At 37.7% G+C, this 21186-nt stretch carries 17 protein-coding genes and 2 pseudogenes; 14 read left to right on the top strand and 5 right to left on the bottom strand.

What is annotated here, in order from left to right; genetic code table 11:
- Positions 1-25 precede the first annotated feature (25 nt).
- The 7 genes and pseudogenes from J8M00_RS28670 to J8M00_RS02215 all read left to right on the top strand — a co-directional run bounded on the left by J8M00_RS28670 (position 26) and on the right by J8M00_RS02215 (position 6357).
- A pseudogene (locus tag J8M00_RS28670) lies at positions 26-933 on the top strand (transposase).
- Between the two features lie 799 nt (positions 934-1732).
- Positions 1733-2254, top strand: coding sequence for a glycine-rich domain-containing protein (locus J8M00_RS02190; protein WP_211008727.1), 522 nt, complete (start codon positions 1733-1735; stop codon positions 2252-2254).
- Between the two features lie 223 nt (positions 2255-2477).
- Positions 2478-3227 carry an SAM-dependent methyltransferase gene (locus tag J8M00_RS02195; protein WP_211008728.1) on the top strand — a complete coding sequence of 250 codons (750 nt, stop codon included), beginning with the start codon at positions 2478-2480 and terminating at the stop codon, positions 3225-3227.
- 37 nt (positions 3228-3264) lie between these two features.
- Positions 3265-4551, top strand: a complete 1287-nt coding sequence (locus J8M00_RS28590; RefSeq protein WP_211008729.1) for a cytochrome P450 — start codon at positions 3265-3267, stop codon at positions 4549-4551.
- Positions 4552-4599: 48 nt separating this feature from the next.
- Positions 4600-4920: a hypothetical protein gene (locus tag J8M00_RS02205; protein WP_211008730.1), complete on the top strand. Its 321-nt coding sequence runs from the start codon at positions 4600-4602 to the stop codon at positions 4918-4920.
- An 823-nt stretch (positions 4921-5743) separates the two neighbouring features.
- Positions 5744-5878 (top strand): annotated as a pseudogene (locus J8M00_RS02210) (transposase); the annotation flags it as partial.
- A gap of 170 nt (positions 5879-6048) precedes the next feature.
- Positions 6049-6357 carry a hypothetical protein gene (locus J8M00_RS02215; RefSeq protein WP_211008732.1) on the top strand — a complete coding sequence of 103 codons (309 nt, stop codon included), beginning with the start codon at positions 6049-6051 and terminating at the stop codon, positions 6355-6357.
- Between the two features lie 768 nt (positions 6358-7125).
- On the opposite strand, the gene J8M00_RS02220 is transcribed toward J8M00_RS02215, so the two are convergent.
- Positions 7126-7440, bottom strand: a complete 315-nt coding sequence (locus tag J8M00_RS02220; RefSeq protein ID WP_211008733.1) for a DUF6172 family protein — start codon at positions 7438-7440, stop codon at positions 7126-7128.
- A gap of 573 nt (positions 7441-8013) precedes the next feature.
- On the opposite strand from J8M00_RS02220, the gene J8M00_RS02225 reads away from it, so the two are divergent.
- Positions 8014-8340 (top strand): hypothetical protein, encoded by a 327-nt coding sequence (locus J8M00_RS02225; RefSeq protein ID WP_211008734.1) that lies wholly within the window; start codon positions 8014-8016, stop codon positions 8338-8340.
- Positions 8341-8598: 258 nt separating this feature from the next.
- Here the strand turns inward: J8M00_RS02225 and J8M00_RS02230 are convergent, their stop codons facing one another.
- Entirely contained in the window at positions 8599-9228 is a 630-nt protein-coding gene (locus tag J8M00_RS02230; protein WP_211008735.1) for a LysE family translocator, read from the bottom strand.
- Between the two features lie 9 nt (positions 9229-9237).
- A complete protein-coding gene (locus J8M00_RS02235; RefSeq protein ID WP_211008736.1) occupies positions 9238-9867 on the bottom strand; it encodes a hypothetical protein in 630 nt (209 codons plus the stop codon).
- Between the two features lie 92 nt (positions 9868-9959).
- On the opposite strand from J8M00_RS02235, the gene J8M00_RS02240 reads away from it, so the two are divergent.
- Both J8M00_RS02240 and J8M00_RS02245 read left to right on the top strand, forming a co-directional pair.
- The gene (locus J8M00_RS02240) at positions 9960-10835 is read left to right on the top strand and encodes a LysR family transcriptional regulator (RefSeq protein ID WP_211008737.1); all 876 of its coding nucleotides are present in this window, start codon (positions 9960-9962) and stop codon (positions 10833-10835) included.
- Between the two features lie 797 nt (positions 10836-11632).
- The gene (locus J8M00_RS02245) at positions 11633-12943 is read left to right on the top strand and encodes a cysteine hydrolase family protein (protein WP_211008738.1); all 1311 of its coding nucleotides are present in this window, start codon (positions 11633-11635) and stop codon (positions 12941-12943) included.
- Positions 12944-13046: 103 nt separating this feature from the next.
- On the opposite strand, the gene J8M00_RS02250 is transcribed toward J8M00_RS02245, so the two are convergent.
- Positions 13047-14135: a helix-turn-helix domain-containing protein gene (locus J8M00_RS02250; protein ID WP_211008739.1), complete on the bottom strand. Its 1089-nt coding sequence runs from the start codon at positions 14133-14135 to the stop codon at positions 13047-13049.
- 250 nt (positions 14136-14385) lie between these two features.
- Here J8M00_RS02250 and J8M00_RS02255 point away from each other — a divergent pair, with 250 nt between their 5' ends.
- From J8M00_RS02255 to J8M00_RS02270, 4 genes are all read left to right on the top strand, one after another.
- Positions 14386-14820: a DUF6326 family protein gene (locus tag J8M00_RS02255; protein ID WP_211008740.1), complete on the top strand. Its 435-nt coding sequence runs from the start codon at positions 14386-14388 to the stop codon at positions 14818-14820.
- Positions 14821-14913: 93 nt separating this feature from the next.
- On the top strand, positions 14914-16314 hold the full coding sequence (locus tag J8M00_RS02260) for an FG-GAP repeat domain-containing protein (protein WP_211008741.1): 1401 nt from the start codon (positions 14914-14916) through the stop codon (positions 16312-16314).
- A 490-nt stretch (positions 16315-16804) separates the two neighbouring features.
- Positions 16805-17797, top strand: a complete 993-nt coding sequence (locus tag J8M00_RS02265) for a transposase (protein WP_211008742.1) — start codon at positions 16805-16807, stop codon at positions 17795-17797.
- Positions 17798-18472: 675 nt separating this feature from the next.
- A complete protein-coding gene (locus J8M00_RS02270) occupies positions 18473-19687 on the top strand; it encodes a YncE family protein (RefSeq protein ID WP_211008743.1) in 1215 nt (404 codons plus the stop codon).
- Positions 19688-20688: 1001 nt separating this feature from the next.
- Here J8M00_RS02270 and J8M00_RS02275 read toward each other — a convergent pair.
- Positions 20689-21102, bottom strand: coding sequence for a hypothetical protein (locus J8M00_RS02275; protein ID WP_211008744.1), 414 nt, complete (start codon positions 21100-21102; stop codon positions 20689-20691).
- Positions 21103-21186: the final 84 nt, after the last annotated feature.

Below are 21186 nucleotides of genomic sequence, written 5' to 3' on the forward strand. Positions count from 1 at the left end.
AGCACGGTGTGTACGCCGTGCTTTTTTGTGCGGAGACGATAAGTATACAGGCAAAAACTTTGACCATAGACGGACATGGTTAGTCGAGAGAGTAAAACTGCTAAGTCGTGTATTTGCGATTGAAATAGCAGCGTATGCCATCATGAGTAATCACTATCATTTGGTGGTAAAAGTGAATAGGCAGCAAGCACTTAGTTGGTCAGATAACGAGGTAATATCTAGATGGTATAAATTGTACAAGGGTAGTCCAATCATAGATAAGCAACGAAACGGTGATGCGCTTAGTGAGGCAGATCAACTGCTTATATCTGAGTTAGTTGAAAAGTGGCGAGCTAGGCTGTTTGACATTAGTTGGTTTATGAAAAACCTTAATGAGTACATTGCAAAAGAAGCAAACAAAGAAGATAACTGCACGGGTAAATACTGGGAAGGGCGATATAAGTCTCAAGCCTTACTCGACGAAACAGCGCTGCTCAGTTGTATGGCCTATGTAGACTTAAATCCAATTCGTGCCAACATGGCAAATAATCTTGAGAATAGCGACTTTACATCGATTCAAGAGCGCATAAAGCACTTTAAAACACCAAATCAAACGCAAAGAAATCAAATCTAAATGAAGCCAAGAGCCAAGCTAAACAACCTAAATCACTCAAACCGTTTGGTGTGAGGGAGCATGTAAACACATTGCCCTTTTCATTATTAGATTATCTTGAACTAGTTGACTGGACGGGTCGCCATATCCACCCCAAAAAGAGAGGATACATACCAAAGAGCATGCCCAATATTCTAATATCACTGAAAATTGAAGAAGAAACTTGGCTGGATAGGATACAAAGTTTTAGCAGTCACTACGGTAATTTTGCGGGTTCGCAAACTGTGTTAAGAGCACATGCCGCTAAAAATGATGTGAATTGGTATAAAGGAGTTGGTTAGTAAAAAGTAATTTTATCCTTGCTTATCAATCTAGACTCTTCTTGTCTAATAAAATGAATATATTCCTAAATTATATTTATTTCTACCATAAGGCGGATTTTAATCCCGCTGCTCAGAAAACCTTAGGCTGGAAATACATTTCTACAATTCAATTCTAACTTTAAAAAAGAAAAGTGCCTGTCCTATTTTTCTATTTTTAGATTATCTTGAGCTAGTTGACTGGACGGGTCGCCATGTCCACCCCAAAAAGAGAGGATACATACCAAAGAGCATGCCCAATATTCTAATATCACTGAAAATTGAAGAAGAAACTTGGCTGGATAGGATACAAAGTTTTAGCAGTCACTACGGTAATTTTGCGGGTTCGCAAACTGTGTTAAGAGCACATGCCGCTAAAAATGATGTGAATTGGTATAAAGGAGTTGGTTAGTAAAAAGTAATTTTATCCTTGCTTATCAATCTAGACTCTTCTTGTTTAATAAAATGAATATATTCCTAAATTATATTTATTTCTACCATAAGGCGGGTTTTAATCCCGCTGCTCAGAAAACCTTAGGCTGGAAATACATTTCTACAAATCAATTCTAACTTTAAAAAAGAAAAGAAGAAAAGTGCCTGTCCTATTTTTTCTTTTTTCTCTATTTTTTCTGCGCTGTTTTTGTACATGAGTGCTCAAATACCTATTAAGCCAGCCTTTGTCTAACTACTTCTCACAACTGTCATTTTTTTCCAGTTGTGACCGCGCTCCTTGAATGATAGAGTAGACCCGTAAAGACGAAAGGATATACAACAGAACAACATGGATAATCTATACAACCTCCCTCAATCGATCGACAAGCGACAACGATATTCAAACGTAATGTCATATCAAAATGACAATGTTATTGACAAATTTACTGAATCGTTCGATGTGTCCAGAGATGAGTCCGCTGCCATTTTCGAAGAGATGAAAAAGTTACTGTGGTTAATGCACCAAGCTTCAAATGAGTCAGGCCCAGAAATCTATGTGCATAAGGAAATTTTAATCATCGATGAAATGTGGCACACCTTTATTCTGTTTACTCGAGATTATGAGGCTTTTTGTCTTCAATTTTTTGGTGAGTTTTTACATCATAGTCCGACAACATTACGCGAAAAAGAGCAAATGAAAAGTGACTATGATAACGCCCAAAGTGTATTTTTAAGCGAGCGTAAGGCTGAGCTAGAGGCTCAATACTCGTACGTTTATGATGCTCTGGGCGAAAACACTTTGCTCAAGTGGTATCAAGAATATCCAGAAACCTACTCTGAGCAAAATATTAAAAACCTTAGAAAGTACTAATCAACCATTTTTTGGAGAGATCATGAATAAATCAAAAATCATCAATTCACTTGTAAACAAAAACCTAGAGCGTAACAAGGGCGCAAGATTCTGTGGATGCGTTATTTGTCTTGTTGATAGAAAGCCTGGTGTTGGCCCAAAAAACAAATAAATTGAATGAGGCTGTGCCACATTGGTACAGCCTATTGCTGGTTGCAATGATAATTGTAAGAGGTAGTAGAATTTGTCTGAATTTCTTTTTGATTACGAGCGTGCTTTTAATCCCTTAATTACAGGCCATTTAGAAAGTGCCTCTTTTGACCTAATGCTAAACCAGCAACAAGCGAAGCAAATTCAGAGCTTTCTTGCATTAGAAAAGGGTATGAAAATACTTGATATTCCCTGTGGTACTGGGCGTCATGCAAAGTTATTGGCTGAGCAAGGGTTTGAAATTGATGCATTAGACTACAATGCTTTGTTTATTGAACGAGCCCAACAGTTTGCAAAAGAAGCCGGTCTTTCTGTCAATTTTATGCAAGGAGATATGCGTGATCTCAGGTTTAAAGAAAAGTACGACAGAATATTTAACGTTTTTAGTTCGTTTGGCTACTTTGACGATAAAACTAACTTGCAGGTGATGCAAGAAATGTCATCCGCACTTAAGCCCGGTGGACGTCTGTTGTTAAATGTTCTCAACGGTGAGTCAGCGGCAGTAAAGGGCAGTGAAAATGGTATTGCGCGCCAATTTAAAGACTTGGATACGCAATACGATCCACAAAGTAAAATATTAACAACCAATCGTGTGCTTAATATAGAAGGCGAAGAATATAGCTATGAGTTTAAGGTGCGTCTCTATAATGCCTCTGAACTAACTCACATGCTCGAAATGTGTGGCTTAGTACCTTTGGAATGGCACGGCGACTGGGCAGGCTCAGCTTTAACCAATGCTTCGGCACAAATTTTTGTTGTAGCTGAAAAAAGCTTTGTTGCTTAGTGCTCCAAAAAACTTGATATAAGTAATGGAGTTAGCTGTGAATCTACTTGAACAAAATCAAAATAGTTTTGAGCAACCAGTGCATGTTGCATTGACCGACGTAAGCCAAATGAATGGCCTAAATTTGGTTGATTATATTAAATCGTGCGTGGCTCAGTTTGGAAACATATTCACATTGTCTATTTTTGGTGGGCCGAAAATCACATTAGTTCAGGAGTCAGATCTGTTCAGTGACGTCGTGGCAAAAAATAAGATGCATATTAACCCTGAGCTTGTGGAGGTAAGGAGTCAATTTGAAATTGACAATGTATTTTGCGATGAGCAACAAATTGCACAAATGAATCGAGATTTTGTACTCGCACTAAAAGGGCAAAAGTTAGCAATCACAAAAGCACGTTATGATGAAAGACTCAATTTTGAATGTCAGAAATTTGCTGAGCGCTATTTAAATACACATAATTATTGTGAAGTTGAGTTGGCCGAACTGCAACTTAAAACCATGATAAAGGCAAGCCTATATTCACTTTTTGGTAAACCTTTAGCGAGCGACCAAGCTATTGCTGAATATTTTAGCTTTAGTGAAAGTTTGTCACCGACCGTTTCTGATTGTAAGCAAGCTGCAAATGACGTAAGCTGCGCCAAAGAAAAGCTGCTTTTACTGTTTGAACAAGTCCTTGCTGAAGCGCAAACTCCACTTATACAATCGTTAAATATAGGGTTGTTTAGCAGCCCAATGATAAATCAAGAGGACAAGGCAAAGGTATTGCTATATTTTTTATGGGGTTCGCTGTCGAATATATTGCCTTCGATGCAATCGTTTTATCGAACACTTGTCCAGCACCCCTCCTATGTTAATGAAATTAGAGCGAACCCCAGTTTTGATATGTTGCCCCTTATCAAAGAAGTGCTTAGATTGCGTGGAAATAAACCCATTTACAGGTTGGTAGAATCTAATATCAAGATTCAAGGAACTGATGGAAAAAAATTTGTCGTGCCTAAGGGACATTGGTTGGGTTTTATTTCGCAAATACACCACCAAGACGAGAAGACTTTTAGTGATCCAAACAAATTTGACCCATCACGTTTTTGCAAGGCCTTTGGTCATACAAAAAGTAACAAGCGCCCGTCGCTATTTGTATATGGTGTAGGAAACTCAAAGTGTCCAGGCAGTGCCTTTGCAAATCATATGATGGCGAGCACGGCAATGTATTGGCTAAAACATTTTGATGCTAAACTGTGTGGCTCGCATCAAGCCGAAGCCATACGCATGTTCGATTCAGTATTGGGTGACAAGCAGTCACTTTTATTGAAAAAAAGAGCTTAGCCAACGGAATAAAGAAAAGAGTCTGTCCTATTTATTTTTGTGACTATTTTGAAAATCAACATTCGGAAGTACGAAACAGATGGTCGGTTGCTAGCTGTAATCATTGAAGATAAAAATAATGATTACGATGGCTGGGTGGCATTTGAGAGTCTGAAAAGTGTTGCTAACGAGATTGCATCGCATAAAACCAGTTCCAAATTATTACCGTTTACAGAGTTTACTGAAGTTTATAATTACGGTGACACTGAGGTAACACTGCAATACTGTGCTGATACTGGTGATATAGATATTGTCAGTGATTCGAGTAATGGGATAAGCACTTTCCTTGATAAGTTAGTTACCAGTTATGACTTTGAGCTAGCCACATAACAATGCAAATTAAAAGAAACCAAATGGGACAGACACAAGTTCTTTGCAGGCAGGCCAGGTGCAAACAAAAATACTGTGAACACTTAAAATTAAAGCGACGAGCCAACTTGGCTAAGTGTAGTGAACTGCTTGCTTAGCTTGTAATACGAATTAAAACACCCACTTTAACCATAACCAATTAAAAGTTACTAGGCTACTCATGCCTGAAATCCTGCCACAAGCATAAATTCGAGAAAATTTCCTACGTAAAAAAGTAAATATGGGGTTGTGGATTCGAGTGTTTCTGTTTTAACACTCACTGAAGTATGGTTATGGTATAAATATAAATGGGTGTCATGGTTAGTGTTACAATCTTTTGTGAACTCAAGCGGAGTTGTAATGAGTAGAACAGTAATGAGGTATCAAAGTGGTTTTAAAGGTATTAAGGCAACTTTTTCATAGCAGGATGTTTATATTAGGTGTAAGCACTCTGGGCATTCACTCAACAAGCTATGAGAGAACTGACTTTGGTTGGGGAGTAGAAGCTATTTTTGCTTTGTCTTCAATTTTGATCATAGCTTCGATATACAGAGCATGTCTAGAGAATTATAAATGATTGTTAATAAATTAACATGATGTATATGGGCATTCTATTTATGTAAGATAGTAATATAGATGACACCCAATCCTAAGCCCCAGCATTTGCTGGGGCTTTTCTGTTTCTGGTCGCGTTTCGCCGATTTTTTGGTCACGTCTATTTGACCTAGATGGTCGCATCTATCTTGTAATAAACTGAAACAGTTCATAAGTAGAATTTCTTTCAATATAAGAAGGAAAATTTAAGATGCGGAAAAGTAAGTTCACTGAAACACATATCGTGGGCATGATCAAAGAAGCTGAATCTGGAGTGCCTGTAACGGAAATATGTCGTAAACATGGCGTTGGTAAAAGTGCATTTTATAAGTGGCGTTCTAAATATTAAAGTTTATAGATGACATAAATATAGTGTCCATATACTTCATTTTAATATATTTTTTAAAAAACAACTTAAGTTATTATGTATGTGATTTAATTGTGTTGTTTTTGTGTTTTATATGTTTTAATGTGAGGGGTGATAAGAATGTTAATTTTGTTTAATTAGGAGGTAAAATGAAATTCAAAGGTTTTTTAATTTCTTTTATGGCATTATTTTCTATTAATTCGTTTGCGGCAGTTGACTGTCAACCCCGTAAAGTTATTAATGTTCAGGTTGAGAATACTAAGGTGTTGGTTAATCTAGAGGGAGCAAATTGGCACTTGGTAGGAAATCATGATCACCCCGCTACCGAGATGAAATTGTCGGTTTTGATGTATGCTCATGCACAAGATAAACCTGTTACTCTGCGCTTTCCTGATGGTTATAACTGCACTAACTACGATACAAGTACACCTTCTCTGATGGTTAGATTAAGTAATTAATCGTATAAGCCATGCGTTACCTGTTTAAAAATAGAGTGAAACGAATAGGTAACGTAAAACAACTTAATTTTACCAATGTCGGTCGACTACTGTGCCAACCAAAAATCAACGTGTCGAATGGAGTTAATAAATTTTAACGCATTCATGAAAAACCAGGTGCTGTCGTTATATTCAGTGTATTTCTAATCTCGGTGAGAGCCATCACCATCAGTAAATAGTGAGCACCTATTTAGATTAAGGCCTCTCAGGCGACACCAGCAGACTACCTATAAAGGCTGTGCAAAAAGCCACCATTATAAGTGTTGAAGTATCAACCTAAGAAAATATGGTATAAACTCATTCTATTTATTTGAAGAGTGTTATTAAAAAATCTTAATTAGGTTTTTAATGGTGTCTTATGATGCTTATTGGAGTGTTTCATCTTTTGTAAAATGAAAAAGTGCCCCAAGCTTGTACTTAGAAGCAAAGGACTATTTTGGAATTGTCAAAATTTGTCAGATCAACAATCGATGGTTTGCTGATTTAAAAATAGCAGGGCATGTGTCTAGATATTAATGGCTATTGCGAGAAATGAAATATTAATATGCAACTTTACCCGCGTGATTATCATTTGGATCAACATTGGACTACCGACATAACTGACCTATAAAAGTGAAAATTACACTAAAATTAAGCGCTTTGCTCAGCTTAATGTTGGGAAACTTTGGAAATAAAATAGGTTGAGTGTAGGTAAAGCCGGGTCAGCATTGCCGACCCACTTTTTCGTAGTTAGTCGCTCAAATCGGCGTCATCTGATTGCGGTTTAGCTTGCCTGTGGGCGGCTCTCGCCAAGATTTCAACATAGAATGAAGTTAGATTTTCTTGTTGGGTTTGATCAATGAGTTTATTGATTTGAGATACATGAACGGCTTCAGCCTCTGCCTCAGTATTACCAAATTTACAATCAAAGTCCCAAAAATCTGCACCTTCAGGCAAAGTTTTGCTGCGCTCCCGTTTAAGGTACTTTTTTATTTCATATTTAACTGCGTCTACACGCCTTGCTAGTTTGATTTTGGGGTGAGTTAATTCAAATGTTTTTTTCATAATTGCCTTTAAACAAGAAATACTCTGGTCTGCATTCAGCTTGACGAGTAAAGGGAGAACTTTTGACTGCTAATCTCTTCTTAAGGAGAGGCTAGCAAGGCCATTGTACTGTAAGTTTAGCAGACTGGCATTAACTATTAACCCATTTTCAAATTTGTTTTTGGGCTGGCCCGATAGTCGTTGCATAGGTTGGCTTACATTGGCATCTCTTCGGGAATAGAGGGGTAAAGGCACTCATATTAATTTAGATAAAGTTTAATAACTTGTTTGAACGTTAATAGGAGGTGAGTTTTGGGTTGCTTTTTATGGTGGCGGCACAGAGAAGAAAAGCTAGCTTTGTATGTGTTAAGAAAATAACTGTATACCTTGAAGCGTAAGGTGAGTACTTTGTGCTCGGAAGGAAAGCGATATATAAACCTTTAATGGCTTTCATTTTAGTTGAATAACTTTACTCTCAGGGAAAGCTGTAAATTTTTTCTAAATATTTTCTTTTGTTTTGTTCTTGGGTACTTGTTTATTGTTGGGTTTAATTGTACAATGCATTTTTTATTTTCTATTATTTATAGGGACTTAATGATGTTAAGAATAGTAGCATTGTGTTTGCTTTTAATTCCATTTTTTTCGAGCGCTTCGGTAGGCTATACTGGTCAAGTTAAAAAGTATTCAATAGAGGGTGGAATTGTAAAGTTTGCTGTTTGCAACTCTGATTCTTCTGTTTGTCGAGGCTTTTGGTTTAAACCTGAAGGTGATTATGCTGCTGCAATGTTGTCGATAGTTCTAACTGCTAAAGCAACAGGAGACCAGATTTATGTTCATGGTCATGCTGTTTCTGAAAACCCAGCAGGTTGGCAATATGGTTCCAATAGCAAAGTGTCGAGTATTATCGCGAACTCTCAATAATTCTCGAATAAAATATAATTATATAAAAAGCCGCTATTTTGCGGCTTTTTTATTTTTCAAATAAAGCAATACGGTTTGGTTGATGTATGCTGCCATTTTTTGTAAATGTCGAGTTATATAAAAATGCTATAACTGTTATTCATGTGTTGAAACAATCTAATTAGCTAAATGGAATGAACTGATGTTTTTTAGTAAACTGATTAAATTTATAGTCGGTTTGCTTTCAATGCATGTAACGACCAACCCTTTCTAATGCGTTTATTTAATTGTCTCATAGCCTATTACCCCGGCTAAAATAAACATTACACAGCCTGCTAACCTGTCTTGCCAATGACTTTGGTTATTGTTTTTATTAAGCCAACTCCCAAGTTTACCAGAGAGCAATGCAATCGAAATATCACAGCATAGCGTGATTAAGGTATATATTGCCCCGAGTACGAATAGCTGCGTTGATACTTGTGCTGCTTCGTTATTTACAAACTGAGGTAAGAAAGCTAAAAAGAACAGTGCTGTTTTTGGGTTTGTGAGCTCCACCACAAAGCTTTGTTTCATGATGGCAAAGTTATTTGCGTTGCTCAGTGAGGGAGTACCAGTCAATTGTTCAGCAGGTTTAAAATACTGCCAGCCCAAATATACCAAGTACACAGCCCCAACAATTTTTAACCCTGTGTAAGCAATAGGGGAGTATTTAAAAATGGCTGCTAACCCTAATACTGTCGCAATAACATATACAAAAGATCCTAAGGCCATCCCGCTTGCTGCTGATACACCTGCGCTTGGTCCTTGACTAACACTACGCGCTATTATGTACAAAATTGAGGGGCCTGGAGTAATACTCAGTAAAAAGCAAACGACAGAAAAGGCCGCGAGTATTTCTAGTGAGGGCATGGTGAGTCCTTATTTAAAGTCATTGGTTTCTAAGTAAAGGGTGTTAGTATTTTTAATATCAGTCAATTCGAATCTTTTAACTGGTCCGTTCATTGAGCTGTTTAGTTCAGCAATTTTCCCTGCACGATAGTCACAATTGGCCGTTGCTATTTGGTCAAAACTTGGTGATCTCCCAATCTTGTGTACGAGCAAACAGGTGTTGTTGCCCAGCCCTAGTGTATAAAATTGCCCATTGCGTTGAGACGAGTTTATGTCCTTATTTAATATCGTGTTTTGAACTTTAAATGTGATATCTGTGTGCTTAATTTTGCCAGAGCGTTCAAAGTGACCGATAAAGATATCTCCTGAAAACTTTGTAAGTTGACCAGCTCTTAGCTTGTTTAAAGAGAAGGTTTCTGGTCGGACGGTTATGAGCTCATGCGCTTTTAAAAAAGGAATTAGTTGCGCTTTGTATTGACTTGGCAGCTGCGTTTCAAAAATGAACTGTACGGCATGTTTTCCATGTGGCATCGGGAGGTGGGATGCGTATATACGGTCATTAATTGCAAATAGAACCATGCCGTGTAAGCCTATTGAGTGATCATGTGCACGAATAGAGCCACAGCAGATAAGTAGTAAAAAAATAAAAGTGTTTTTCATAGCAAACTATTAAATTAAAAAGTGTGGAGTTAGTCTAGAATATGTTATTTTAGATTCTAAATCGTTTCTAAAATGTGGCTTTAGATTCCAAAATGGAAATAGCAGATTTACGCAAATTTTTAGTTATCGCGCAGCAACAAAGTTTGCAAAAAGCGGCTCCGCTCCTTGATACATCACCCAGTGCATTATCAAAATCATTAAAACGATTAGAAAGCTCTCTACAAGTAAAATTGTTTGACCGAGTAGGAAAGTCATTGCGTTTAAATGAACATGGTGCGATGTTGCAACCTAGAGCTGTAGCTTTGACAAATTTAGCTGAAGATACCAAAGCACAGTTAAAACAGGGAAGTAAAGCGATTAACTGTGTTGTTGCTGCTCCTAGCATTTTACAATTCAAGTGGGCAAGTGTTTTAGCACGTCAATCCAACACGAATAAGCACATTACACTGACTTTTGACACACAATATGAATCAAATGCATTACATAAACTGCTCGCAGGTGAAGTGGACTTAGCAATAGTAACCGGTGAAGTTGTAAAAAATCTGCCAAATGACATTCAATTAACAGAGCTAGGTAAACTAACGATGCAGATTGCAATGGGGCAGAGTCACCCTTTGCGCAAACAAACAAGCACCGGCTTAAAACAACTCGTCAATTACTCTTTTGCAGCGCCTGATACATCACCGTTTTGCGGAGAGCAAAGAGGTGTTGGATGTGATGGTTGGCTGGCACCAAATATTGCTAGAAATATAAAGTGGGTGGTTAATGATTATGCCGTACTTGGCCAACTAGTTAAAAGTGGGTTGGCATTGGCATATTTACCTGATTACATCGTGAGAGAATGGCAGTTATTTGAATTACCAAAATGCTCTGAAAATTTAGAGTACACTGAGCATGTCTATATACTCAGCCATAAATCTGCACCCAGATGGTTAAGTCAATTGTTACAAGACTTACGTACTGACTGATAGATAAAAATAGTTAAAGGCTGGCGCTTTTTGCTCCTGCTCTCTATATTAGCCAATGCATCATCTGCGATACCTTTCCATTTCTGACAGCGTTTCAACAACTTTTTTGCCACCTAGGTTGATCATTGAGGCCTACTATTTGGACTTTTTAGCCTTAATTTAGAGGTCTTAGCGTGGGACAGGCACATTTTTGTCCTGCCCAGTTTTATAAAGTCAGTTGATATTGTAATTAGTTTGGGACAGTCACTTTTTTGTAATTAGTTTGGAACAGTCACTTTTTGGTTTTCCCGTAATTACTCTCGATATGGCAGAGCACTTTATTTTAACATGCCTCATGTTAAGGGTTGTGGAGATATGTATGCGCTGAGGACTTCACATTGGTGTATCCACAATAGATCGTGTTAAAAAACCTTCAGAGCAATACGGCTCCAAGCGGGTATTTGCTCAAGGTTAATGGAGCGACAATATGGGACAGGCGCATTTTTGTCTCTGTTCAGTTTAATAAGCTTCGTTGATGTTGCCATCAATTTTAAGCCACACCACTAAAAGAGTTTTGCGGTTTTTCTTATAGGAACTAAGACTATGTGCCTGTCCCAGAAAATTATCCCCCTGTCCCAGAAAATTATCCCCAGACTACTCCCATATATCACTTTTAAATTAGCCAGGAATAGATGCAAGTATGATGCTTGATTTATCCTCAATTGACTTTGTTAATAAAACGTTTAAATATCGCTTTGGTTAAAAAATAACCAGTCAATTCATTTGCTTTGAAACAAGGATAATTAAACAGGTGATTTATGAAAAAGTCTTTATTAGTACTTTCGTTGGCGTTTGGACTGTCGGCTTGTAACATCGATGACAGATTGCAATTTGCTTCAGAAACCAAAAAGAGTGAGCAGGTTTATCTGAGTGCCCAAAATACGGGCTTACTGATTATTGATGCTCAGGAAGAATATGTGATGGACAGCGATATATTCTGGGTTAAAGTTTTTTACCCTGAGTATCAAATACCAGCGCAAAATGTAGACCCGCAATTGCACGCTAGCATCGACCGAATTGCACAACTGGCACAAAAAGCCAATGATTTAAATATGCCAACAACCATTACTTACGAAGCCTCCAACACCGATCAAGGTTTAGATTATTCGGCTTATATAACGCGTATTGCTCAAGCACTTGATGAAAATACACAAAGCTTCTTCAAACAAACGTTTAACTCAACACTAGAATCTGACATTCATGCCGCCATGGAAGCTTGGTCTGATGCAGGTATTTCCCGAGTGGTGGTCGCAGGTGCAGAAACCGATGTGTGTGTTATGCAAACCGTTTTAGGGCTCAAGAAAATGGGCTTCGATGTCTATTTAGCAAGTGACGCAACGTTTTCAACCGAAATCTATGAGCGACCCACTTTTAAGCGTTTACAACAAGCGGGCGTAAAATTGGCAACGGCCAGTGAAATTATTGAATCAATGGAATCTAAGGACAAATTGGTCTATAGCCCACGCTACGCAGTGGGTGAACGTGATGAGCTTCACCAAAGCGATCGTCATAAAACCGCGATGATTAATTTTAATATGGATGACACTAGCCTCGCGATGGCTGAGCATGACAACAAATTAGCGACAGAGCCGAGACTTACATTTTTAGGCTTAGAGCAGGAGTTTTTATTTAGCTATATGCCGAACTTTCATGTTAATGAAAAAGGAAAGCCCTATACATCCAAATATCGTAAAAATGCCAATGTGGTCAGCTACAAAAAAATTGATCCAGTGGTTGCTGATATTAAAGCTGCAGGTAAGACTCAAGCTGTTATATCTGGCGTAGTTTCTCAATTTGGCTTGTATGACGCTGTTTATAAATTAATTGAAGCGGGTATCACTCCAATTATTCTGGAGGACGCATTGTTGGGCTCTGATGTGGACCCTGTCCATTATTTGGATTACATTTATCAGCTTGGAGCTGTGCCCAGTACGCAAAAGTCTCATGGCTATGAAATGTTTGTCGAAATACAACTTGGAGACTTTACTGAAGAAGAAATAGCGGCTTACTATCAAATGATATCGCTAAATGAGGTCGTTATTCCTGAAGTATATCCGCGTCTACGCTAAATTTTCTAAGCTTTATATAGGGCTGATAAGAGTAGCCCTTATTAGGTCGCAGAGTTCAACGGACGTCTGTTCTCAAATAAGCCAGTTGAGTTCTGCTCAAAGCTTAACTATTTGCGTGGCCCTTTCGAAACTCACTGGGGGTTTGTCCTGTTGTTTGTTTAAATGCTTTATAAAAGGATGAACGTGCGTTAAACCCCACCTCCAATGCAATATCGAGCACGGTACTATTATTGGCCAATATTTTAGGTTTGGCAGCCTCAATACGCCATTGATTAACAAAATCGAAAAAGCTCACGGATAACGTTTCATTCAGCGTTTGTGATATATAGTTTGGCGAAATATTAAGGTGCTTTGACAGTTTTTGTAAGGATAGGTTTGAGTCTAAATAGAGTTTGTCTTGCTCCATTGCTGAGTTTATTTTTATTGCAATCCGGGCTGATTGTGTTTGACCTAAAGCGGAGCGCTGATATTTTTTAGAGGGGGAGTGCGTATCATTGGAAGGGTTGTCGTGTTCTTTGCTCATATCTTGGATATCTCCATCGTCTAGATCAGTGAACGCAGGCTTTTGTTGCAGGCCAAAGTGGGTTATGCACCAGATTAATAGAACAGACAGGCTCATCTCCGTATTACTATTGAATAAGGCATGGTCAAATAAGCTTGAGGAAAATACTGTCACTAAAGAAGATAGCCACACGCTTACTGAAATAAAAAGTAGCCAATTCATCCAGTTGAGTTCTTTTTTATCATGATTGGAATAAATGTCTTTTAACTTTTTACGATATTGATTCAATCTACGTACAATCTTTAATAGTGTATAAGCACATTGGATCAGCCAAAGTGTCATCATGATCAAAATTCCCAGAAGTAATGTGCTAACAAAGGGATCATTTACCTCTTCATCAAGGATGAAAATGGCATTATGAATGTCTTTGGGTAAAAATATAATCATCACGGAGATCAGTAAGGCTGGCGCTAATAGCACATAGTGGCCAAGCTGCTTATGATGCAATTGCCAAGGTGAATCAGCTGTAAGTCCTTCAACATAAAACCATAGTGATGGGGAAAGTAAAAATAGCACTGGAAAAGCAAAGGCTGTGTACAAAGCATAGTAATCAGGTAAAACAGAAGATATCGTTGAATTTAACGCCAAAACAGCACTGGCGATTAAAAACAACGCCAATGGCAAATTCATCGCACACTTCACCACTCTTGATAAAAGAATAGGCACACTGATACAAACTTGCCCAACAATTATCATAGTGAGAATAATTTCGATAGGGTCGACCAAACTCTGTTCCTTTTATTACTTTTCTTTGAGTGACTCAAATATAAATAAGTGTCCGTACTTATAGTCTCGGACGACCTAACTATTTATAAGTTATATCGTTTAACTTCGTCAACAACCCCTTTCCCAAGGGCTTAATTTAAACAACGGAGTTAATATGAATACGATAAAGGACATCTCCATTCCTTTTGAGGACTACCAAATAAACGTAAAGCTAAAGCTTTCAGCACTTTGGGTCGCAGTGATGTTTTGCTATGTGTACGGTGATTACATTCAAGTGTTTGTGCCTGGTATCATGTCCGAGGCATTGCTCGTGAGTGCAGAAAAGGAAGGTATTCAATTTGAGTTTTTTGCCGTCGCGCTATTAATGTCGATACCAAGTGTCATGATTTTTCTAACCTTGACACTAAAACCTAATATCAATCGAAGATTGAATCTCATCATCCCTAGCTTATTTGTTGTGCTACTTGTATCCATCAATTTAGAAACCGTGTGGGGCTTTTATCTTTATCTGACCGGGCTGGAAGTTGTGTTGTCTTTGATGACAATTTGGCACGCATGGAAGTGGCCAAAAACCGAAAACATGAGCTAAGCATAGGCGTAAAAAGTAGCTTAGCCAAATCGTAATAGTAAATTATATCTATATCTTTCAGGCAATTAAAAAATATTTTAATGGACTTCTACTATGAAAAGATTACTTCCTTTTGTTTTATTCAGTAGCTTGAATTACGCATATGATTCAATCGATTTACAATACAAAGCCGATGACAAACTTATCATGGCAGATACAGACTCAGCTTTTGTAGCCGGTAATGGTGAATCTGCCTATTTACAAAAAATCGATCTTAAAACTCAACAAGTCTCTTTGTTAGCTGTACCAGATAAGCCAATTATGTATAGCGTTGGTAAACTTAAAAATCATCAAGGGAGCCAAGCATTTGTGTTAACTGAGCGGGGCGTGTTCCACGCTGATGCAAATAAAATAAATAATTTGATAGAAGCTGAGACTTTGTTTCAGCCTGACACTTTCTCGTATTTCAAACATCAAACGTTTACGTTAGACGCAAATGGTGATGATTTAACAGACTTTTATTTCCCCGGCATTGAAGAGCAGACCATTTATATCCAACTCGATACTGGCAAGTTTAGGCGCATTACACTTCCATTAAAGGCTAAAACAGTTACTCATGCGTCAGATCAAAACTTGACGATCAGTCATACACTGCCTCGACCTCCTACTTTGGCTGACATAAATGGAGATGGCATCGATGACTTAGTGTTTTATGAGCCAAAAAAGGTGCAGTATTTTTTGGCAACCCCTCAAGGGCCCAGCAAAAAACAGCAAACGCTCATTACTTTTGATGAAAGTAGTAAACAGAAAATCGAGAAGTTTAGCGATTTTAACAATGATGGTTATCCAGATATTCATACGATAGAGAGTCTCTCTGATAGTGGTGATGAAGAGAAGGATTTAGACAGCGAAAGCATTCATAGGGTTTTCTTTTCTGAGCAGACGAGTAACGGACTGGTTTTCAAAGACAGCCCAGATATTAAACTTACTTTGGAGGAAACTAGTGCCATTGCCAATATCAGTGACTTTGACGGTGATGGGCTGGATGATTTGGCGGTGATCTCTTTTGACATTGGCTTTATGGATATTATCTCAATTGCCAGTGCTGCGATGGAAAATAAAGACGTTACGCTTGATAGTACAATTAGTATTTTTAAAGGAACAAACGATAATCAGTTTGAGAAAAAAGCAGCTGCAAAGAAAAGTTTCGAAATAACGATGAATATGAACGAATCAAGCAGCGGGGCTGGCAAAGGTATTATCTTTGAAGACTTCAATGGTGATGGATTAACTGATTTATTGATAAGGGCAGATACCAATGAGCTTAAAGTTTATTTTGGTGATGAAAGAAGAGGGTTATCGCGTAGACCTAAACGAATTAAACGTTCGTTACCAAGTTCTTCGGATGATATTTACAGTTATGATATTAATCAGGATGGAAAAGAAGAAATAGTCTTGAAGGTAATTGACAAAAAAGGAGGTTTTAGGCTGGATACCGTTCTAATCACTAAGTAATTTTATTATGTTGAGCAGTCTGCCTTTGCTTTGATTAAGTAAGGTCAGGCTGTTTTATAAGGAATTGAAATTGTGAGTAAGCTTATCTCCGGGAGACTTTTATTTTTTGAGTTTCTCGTATTTGCGCTAGTGCAACAGATAACTCGGGGTTTTGAAGTTGAAACCTCATCATACGATTAATAAGTTGAATGAAGTTGAGTACCTAAAGCAAACCCTAACTTTTAAGTGCTTTTTTTCAAACTAAACGTTAAAAACAAGATAACAGATAGCGCATGGTGGGATTGCAAGAAAATGTAAGAAAGGACAGGCATGAATTTAAAGTACCTAGATGTGCTGAAACTCGGCTACCACCCAATAGTGCTGAGGCAGGATAAGTTTGGGTACTTAGGTAAATAACATGAACTAACATTGGACAGGCACAAACTTATTGCGCAAACAGGTTCCGTCTACTACTGTTTATTTATCCAGTTTAAAGCGGGGTGTAAAAAGAATGACCAGAGCAAGGAAGGCTTTAATAGATTTATCGTCGACGTCTTATTATCACTTAATAGCGAGATGTGTACGTCGCGCTTTTTTGTGTGGGGAGGATAAGTATACCGGAAAAAACTTTGACCATAGACGTAGGTGGTTGGTCGAGCGGATGAAATTGTTAAGTAGCGTATTCGCGATAGATATAGCGGCTTATGCCATCATGAGCAATCACTATCATATGGTTGTAAAAGTGAATAGAAAAGAAGCAATAAATTGGTCAGATGATGAAGTAATAACGAGATGGTACCGATTATACAAAGGCAGCCCAGTTATTGATAAATATTTACAAGAGCAAGTGCTCAGCGACGCAGAGCAATCGCTGGTATCTGAATTGATTACTAAGTGGCGTGCGAGGCTATATGACATTAGTTGGTATATGAAAAACCTCAATGAATATATTGCAAAGAAAGCAAACAAGGAGGATGACTGTACGGGCAAGTACTGGGAAGGGCGATATAAATCACAAGCGCTTTTGGATGAAGTTGCCCTACTAAGCTGTATGGCCTATGTAGATTTGAACCCAATACGAGCGCATACAGCAAAAAAGCTTGAAGAGAGTGATTTCACATCAATTCAAGAGCGATTAAAACAATTTGAGGTGAGTAGAACCGGCAGTTCACCACAAAAACATAGAGAAGCAGAACGAAACCCATCTCAACCTAAGTTGCTAAAGCCATTTGGTAGCTACAATAAAGGGAACACCTTGCCATTTTCTTTGTTGAGTTATTTCTCGCTGGTTGATTGGACTGGGCGACACATTTACTTAAAGCAGAGCGGGTATATAGAAAAGGAAGTTTCAAATATCTTGGTATTATTGAATATAAAAGAAGCAACATGGCTGGATATGGTAAAAAGCTATGGTCGGCATTATGCAAACTTTGTAGGTGCACGGTCAAAACTGAAGGCACATGCTGCTAAAAATGATGTAAGTTGGTATAAAGGTGTTGGATAGTATTGGTTTGAGTTTTCGTTCTCTGCGAACCTAAATTTTCACTTGTTTATCAATATGAAAATATTCCTAATTGTGAGTTTATTTCTAGTAAAGAACATAAATCTGTTACGCATGCTTATATGGTAGCTCTAACGGTAGCGTTGTTTGGTTGTAATGTTACTCGTTTTTTAAAATTTGCCTGTCCGATTTTTGTGCGATTTTTGTGTAATGATTCCCGCTCAACTGATTTACATAGCGTTGCTTTAACTATGCTTTTGGACCCAAGCTTAGGTGTAATATATCTATTATAGCGAGTGATACAGTCGCGTAAGTAAAGACTAAAAGCTTCGATGCTGTATTGACTAATTCTGGCTTGAAAAGGCGGGGTTATATCTATAGCCACTTTTGTATTTAAGTGATTTTAAAAGGTTGTGATGAGATATAATAAAATAATCATTAATAAATAAAACTAAATAATCAACATGATTAAATTTCATTTTATTGCCTTTATTGCGGAAATTAGTGGATGTAGGTGATGAAAATCTAATATTATCTATCTGTATGTGTATAAGGTACTTTCTTATTAGTTGATAAGTAGTGCTAATTATATACAGTACACCCAGAAGGGAAAAGTTATTGAATTAAACAATGACTTCCACAATTACTCTAACAATCTAAATAAGAAAGGAAATCGCAATGGGAAAAAAAACAACTCTACTACTTTCCATGCTCTCAGCGTTGAACATTCAAGTGGCGATGGCGCACAGCACCGGGTTTTATGCAGATAAAGATAACAACCAAGTACTGACATTTGAGCCTCAATCGATGAAAATCAAAGAAGTCATCAACTCAATAGGGGATAGCCCATACCCTATCGACAAAGCTGGCGATGGACAAGTGTACGTGACTACCAGAAACACGCAATCTTTGGATGTAATTTCTAGCCAAACGTTAGAAATAGGTGGTGTGATCCCTCTAAACCACTTTCCTCGCTCTGTAACTTATAACAAAAGTAAAAAGCTGGCGGCAGTGTCGGGTACCAAGAAAGCGGTAACAAGCATCATTGATACAAAGACCAACGAAGTGATTGCAACAGTTGGCAACGAAACTTCTCTAACAGTCAATGACTTTGGTGGGGGCCTTGCTACCGGGCATCCATTTTGGGTAAGTGAAAAGCAGTTTTTGATTTTGGACAGAGCACGCAGAACGTTAGAGCTCTATGAGGTAGGGGTTGAGCAAGGCAGTCATGTCATTTCGCATAAATACACTCTTGCGACACCTACATCTGTGCATCACATTATGTCGACACCTAACGCAACTGGTTGGAGTAAAAATGTTTTCTATGCAGTATTAGAAGGCTCGCCAAAAAATGGTGTCGCTCCAGGTATTATGGCGTTTGAGCTGTCTGATAATAAATTGTATCAAAAGCAGATCAAACATATGCCAGCAACTGCTACAAATGTTGGGACAATGGGAGCACATCATGCTTCTTTCCACCCTGACGGCGTTCATATTTACTTAGGATCAAACGAGGGCAAAACCTTTGTCATCAATAGTGTATCTATGGAAGTAGTTTCAACTATCGAAACGGGGAAAGGAAATGGTCATACAACAATGATCCCTGGTCGCATGTTAGCTGTGTCAACCAATCACACAGATACCTTTATGACGGTGATAGACTTAACTACACACAAAAAAGTGACTGACATTGAGGTGAGCCCACCAGCTTCTTCAAAAAGCCGAAAAACTCAGTCACATACATCTTCTTTTGATCCAAAAAATGATAGATATTTTTATACCGCTGCCAGTGATGATGGCCGTATTCTTGAAATTGATCTAGACACGTTCACTATTTCACGTGAGATTGAAATGTCTGGTAGTTATCCAATTCAAGGGACTTTTGTGTGGTAGCACTAAAAAGGCGTAATTAAACATAATCGTGGGCACCGTAAATATGAAACAGCGTGCCCTTTAAATTCACTATTTTAACTATTCTTCGCTATATCTTTTCACTAAATATGGACTATAGAAACTTTGTACCCTTCTAGGCTTTAAATAGCGTTATAAACAAGCAAATTCTAGGTTTTAAAGTTGCAAGGTCATAATTTTATTTGTTCAACCTTTTTTAAGTTTAGTTAGAGCTTTTCTTATTCGAGAGGTGATTATTAATAAGTTTCTTTTGGCACTTGCGGGTGTACACATAAGCTTGGTAGCGGGTGGTGGTATATATGAAATCTTGCTAATTTCAATAGTAATAGATTAACTGGCTTACGTTTTTACTTTAAATTATTAGCTGATTGTGGAAGATATAGAGTCATATATATTGTTCAATTTATTGTGCTATATACAAGCTTATTTATAGTGGAACTCTTCTTTGAAAAACCGGGCAGCCAGTTTTTGTAGGTGTTTTAGGTTTCCTCATTTTTATTATTAATTTAATGCTTATGGTTTTTAGGAGGGGAAGTAAGTGAAGCGCATATGGGGGGAGTACTTTTCGTTTTAGAGGCGTGTTATATTGTAATTGAGTATTAAACCTTTCCAGAGCTCTCGCAATTTTTGATAGTGCTGTGACGCTCATTTTCTACAAAACAACATTTGAAAAGAAAGGGGCTGTTCCTTTTTTAGTTTTTATAAAATAGCAATACCTTTATGGCTGGGTGTCATTCAAGGTTGCATGAATTTTGAGGTGCTTACTTGTTTGAAACATTCAATTTGTTGACAGAAATAGTGTGGTTCTATCGTTTGGATTACAACGAAGAACGCACACATGAAGGCTCTATTTATCAGTCGCTGGTTGTTTACCAGGCTAATAACTAGAGATTACAGATGTTTTACTTACAGGTAAGTGGAAACATCCGTAAGTGCTAAGAAGCTTTTCATCGATATTTTCTAATTAATTCAGACTTAATTATTTAGAAAAACTTCAGTGAAGAGGCCGCATCGTTAAAACCAATATTAACTAAGTTGTTTTCTTGACCTAGTACAATTCGGTAGTCACCACCAAAATCCCTATCGCGGTAAAGAATTACACCAGTCGAGTTAATGACCTTGATTGAAGAAACTGTGTCGTTAAAACCAATATCTCTAAAGTTACTAACATTGCCGATTACGATACGATATTCATTGCCATAATCTCTATCTTTGTAAAGAATAGCCATTCCAGCTTGGTTATTAATAGCATTATCAAATGCGTATAACTGCTCGCTGGATAAGTTTTCTCTGATAGATTGAGTTTCTTGAACACTTAATTCGCTAACAAATTCAAGTTGTGCTGCTTGTGAAGATAGTGATGCAAAAGCAAAAGCGGTTAAGAGTAGTTTTTTCATTTTCAAATTTCCTTTTAGTTTAAAAAATCGAGGCCACTTTAACATGCTGAAAACCTCATGTAAATATATTTTATATTGTATACA

The organism is Pseudoalteromonas luteoviolacea (genome assembly GCF_018100925.1).
Taxonomy (GTDB): domain Bacteria; phylum Pseudomonadota; class Gammaproteobacteria; order Enterobacterales; family Alteromonadaceae; genus Pseudoalteromonas; species Pseudoalteromonas obscura.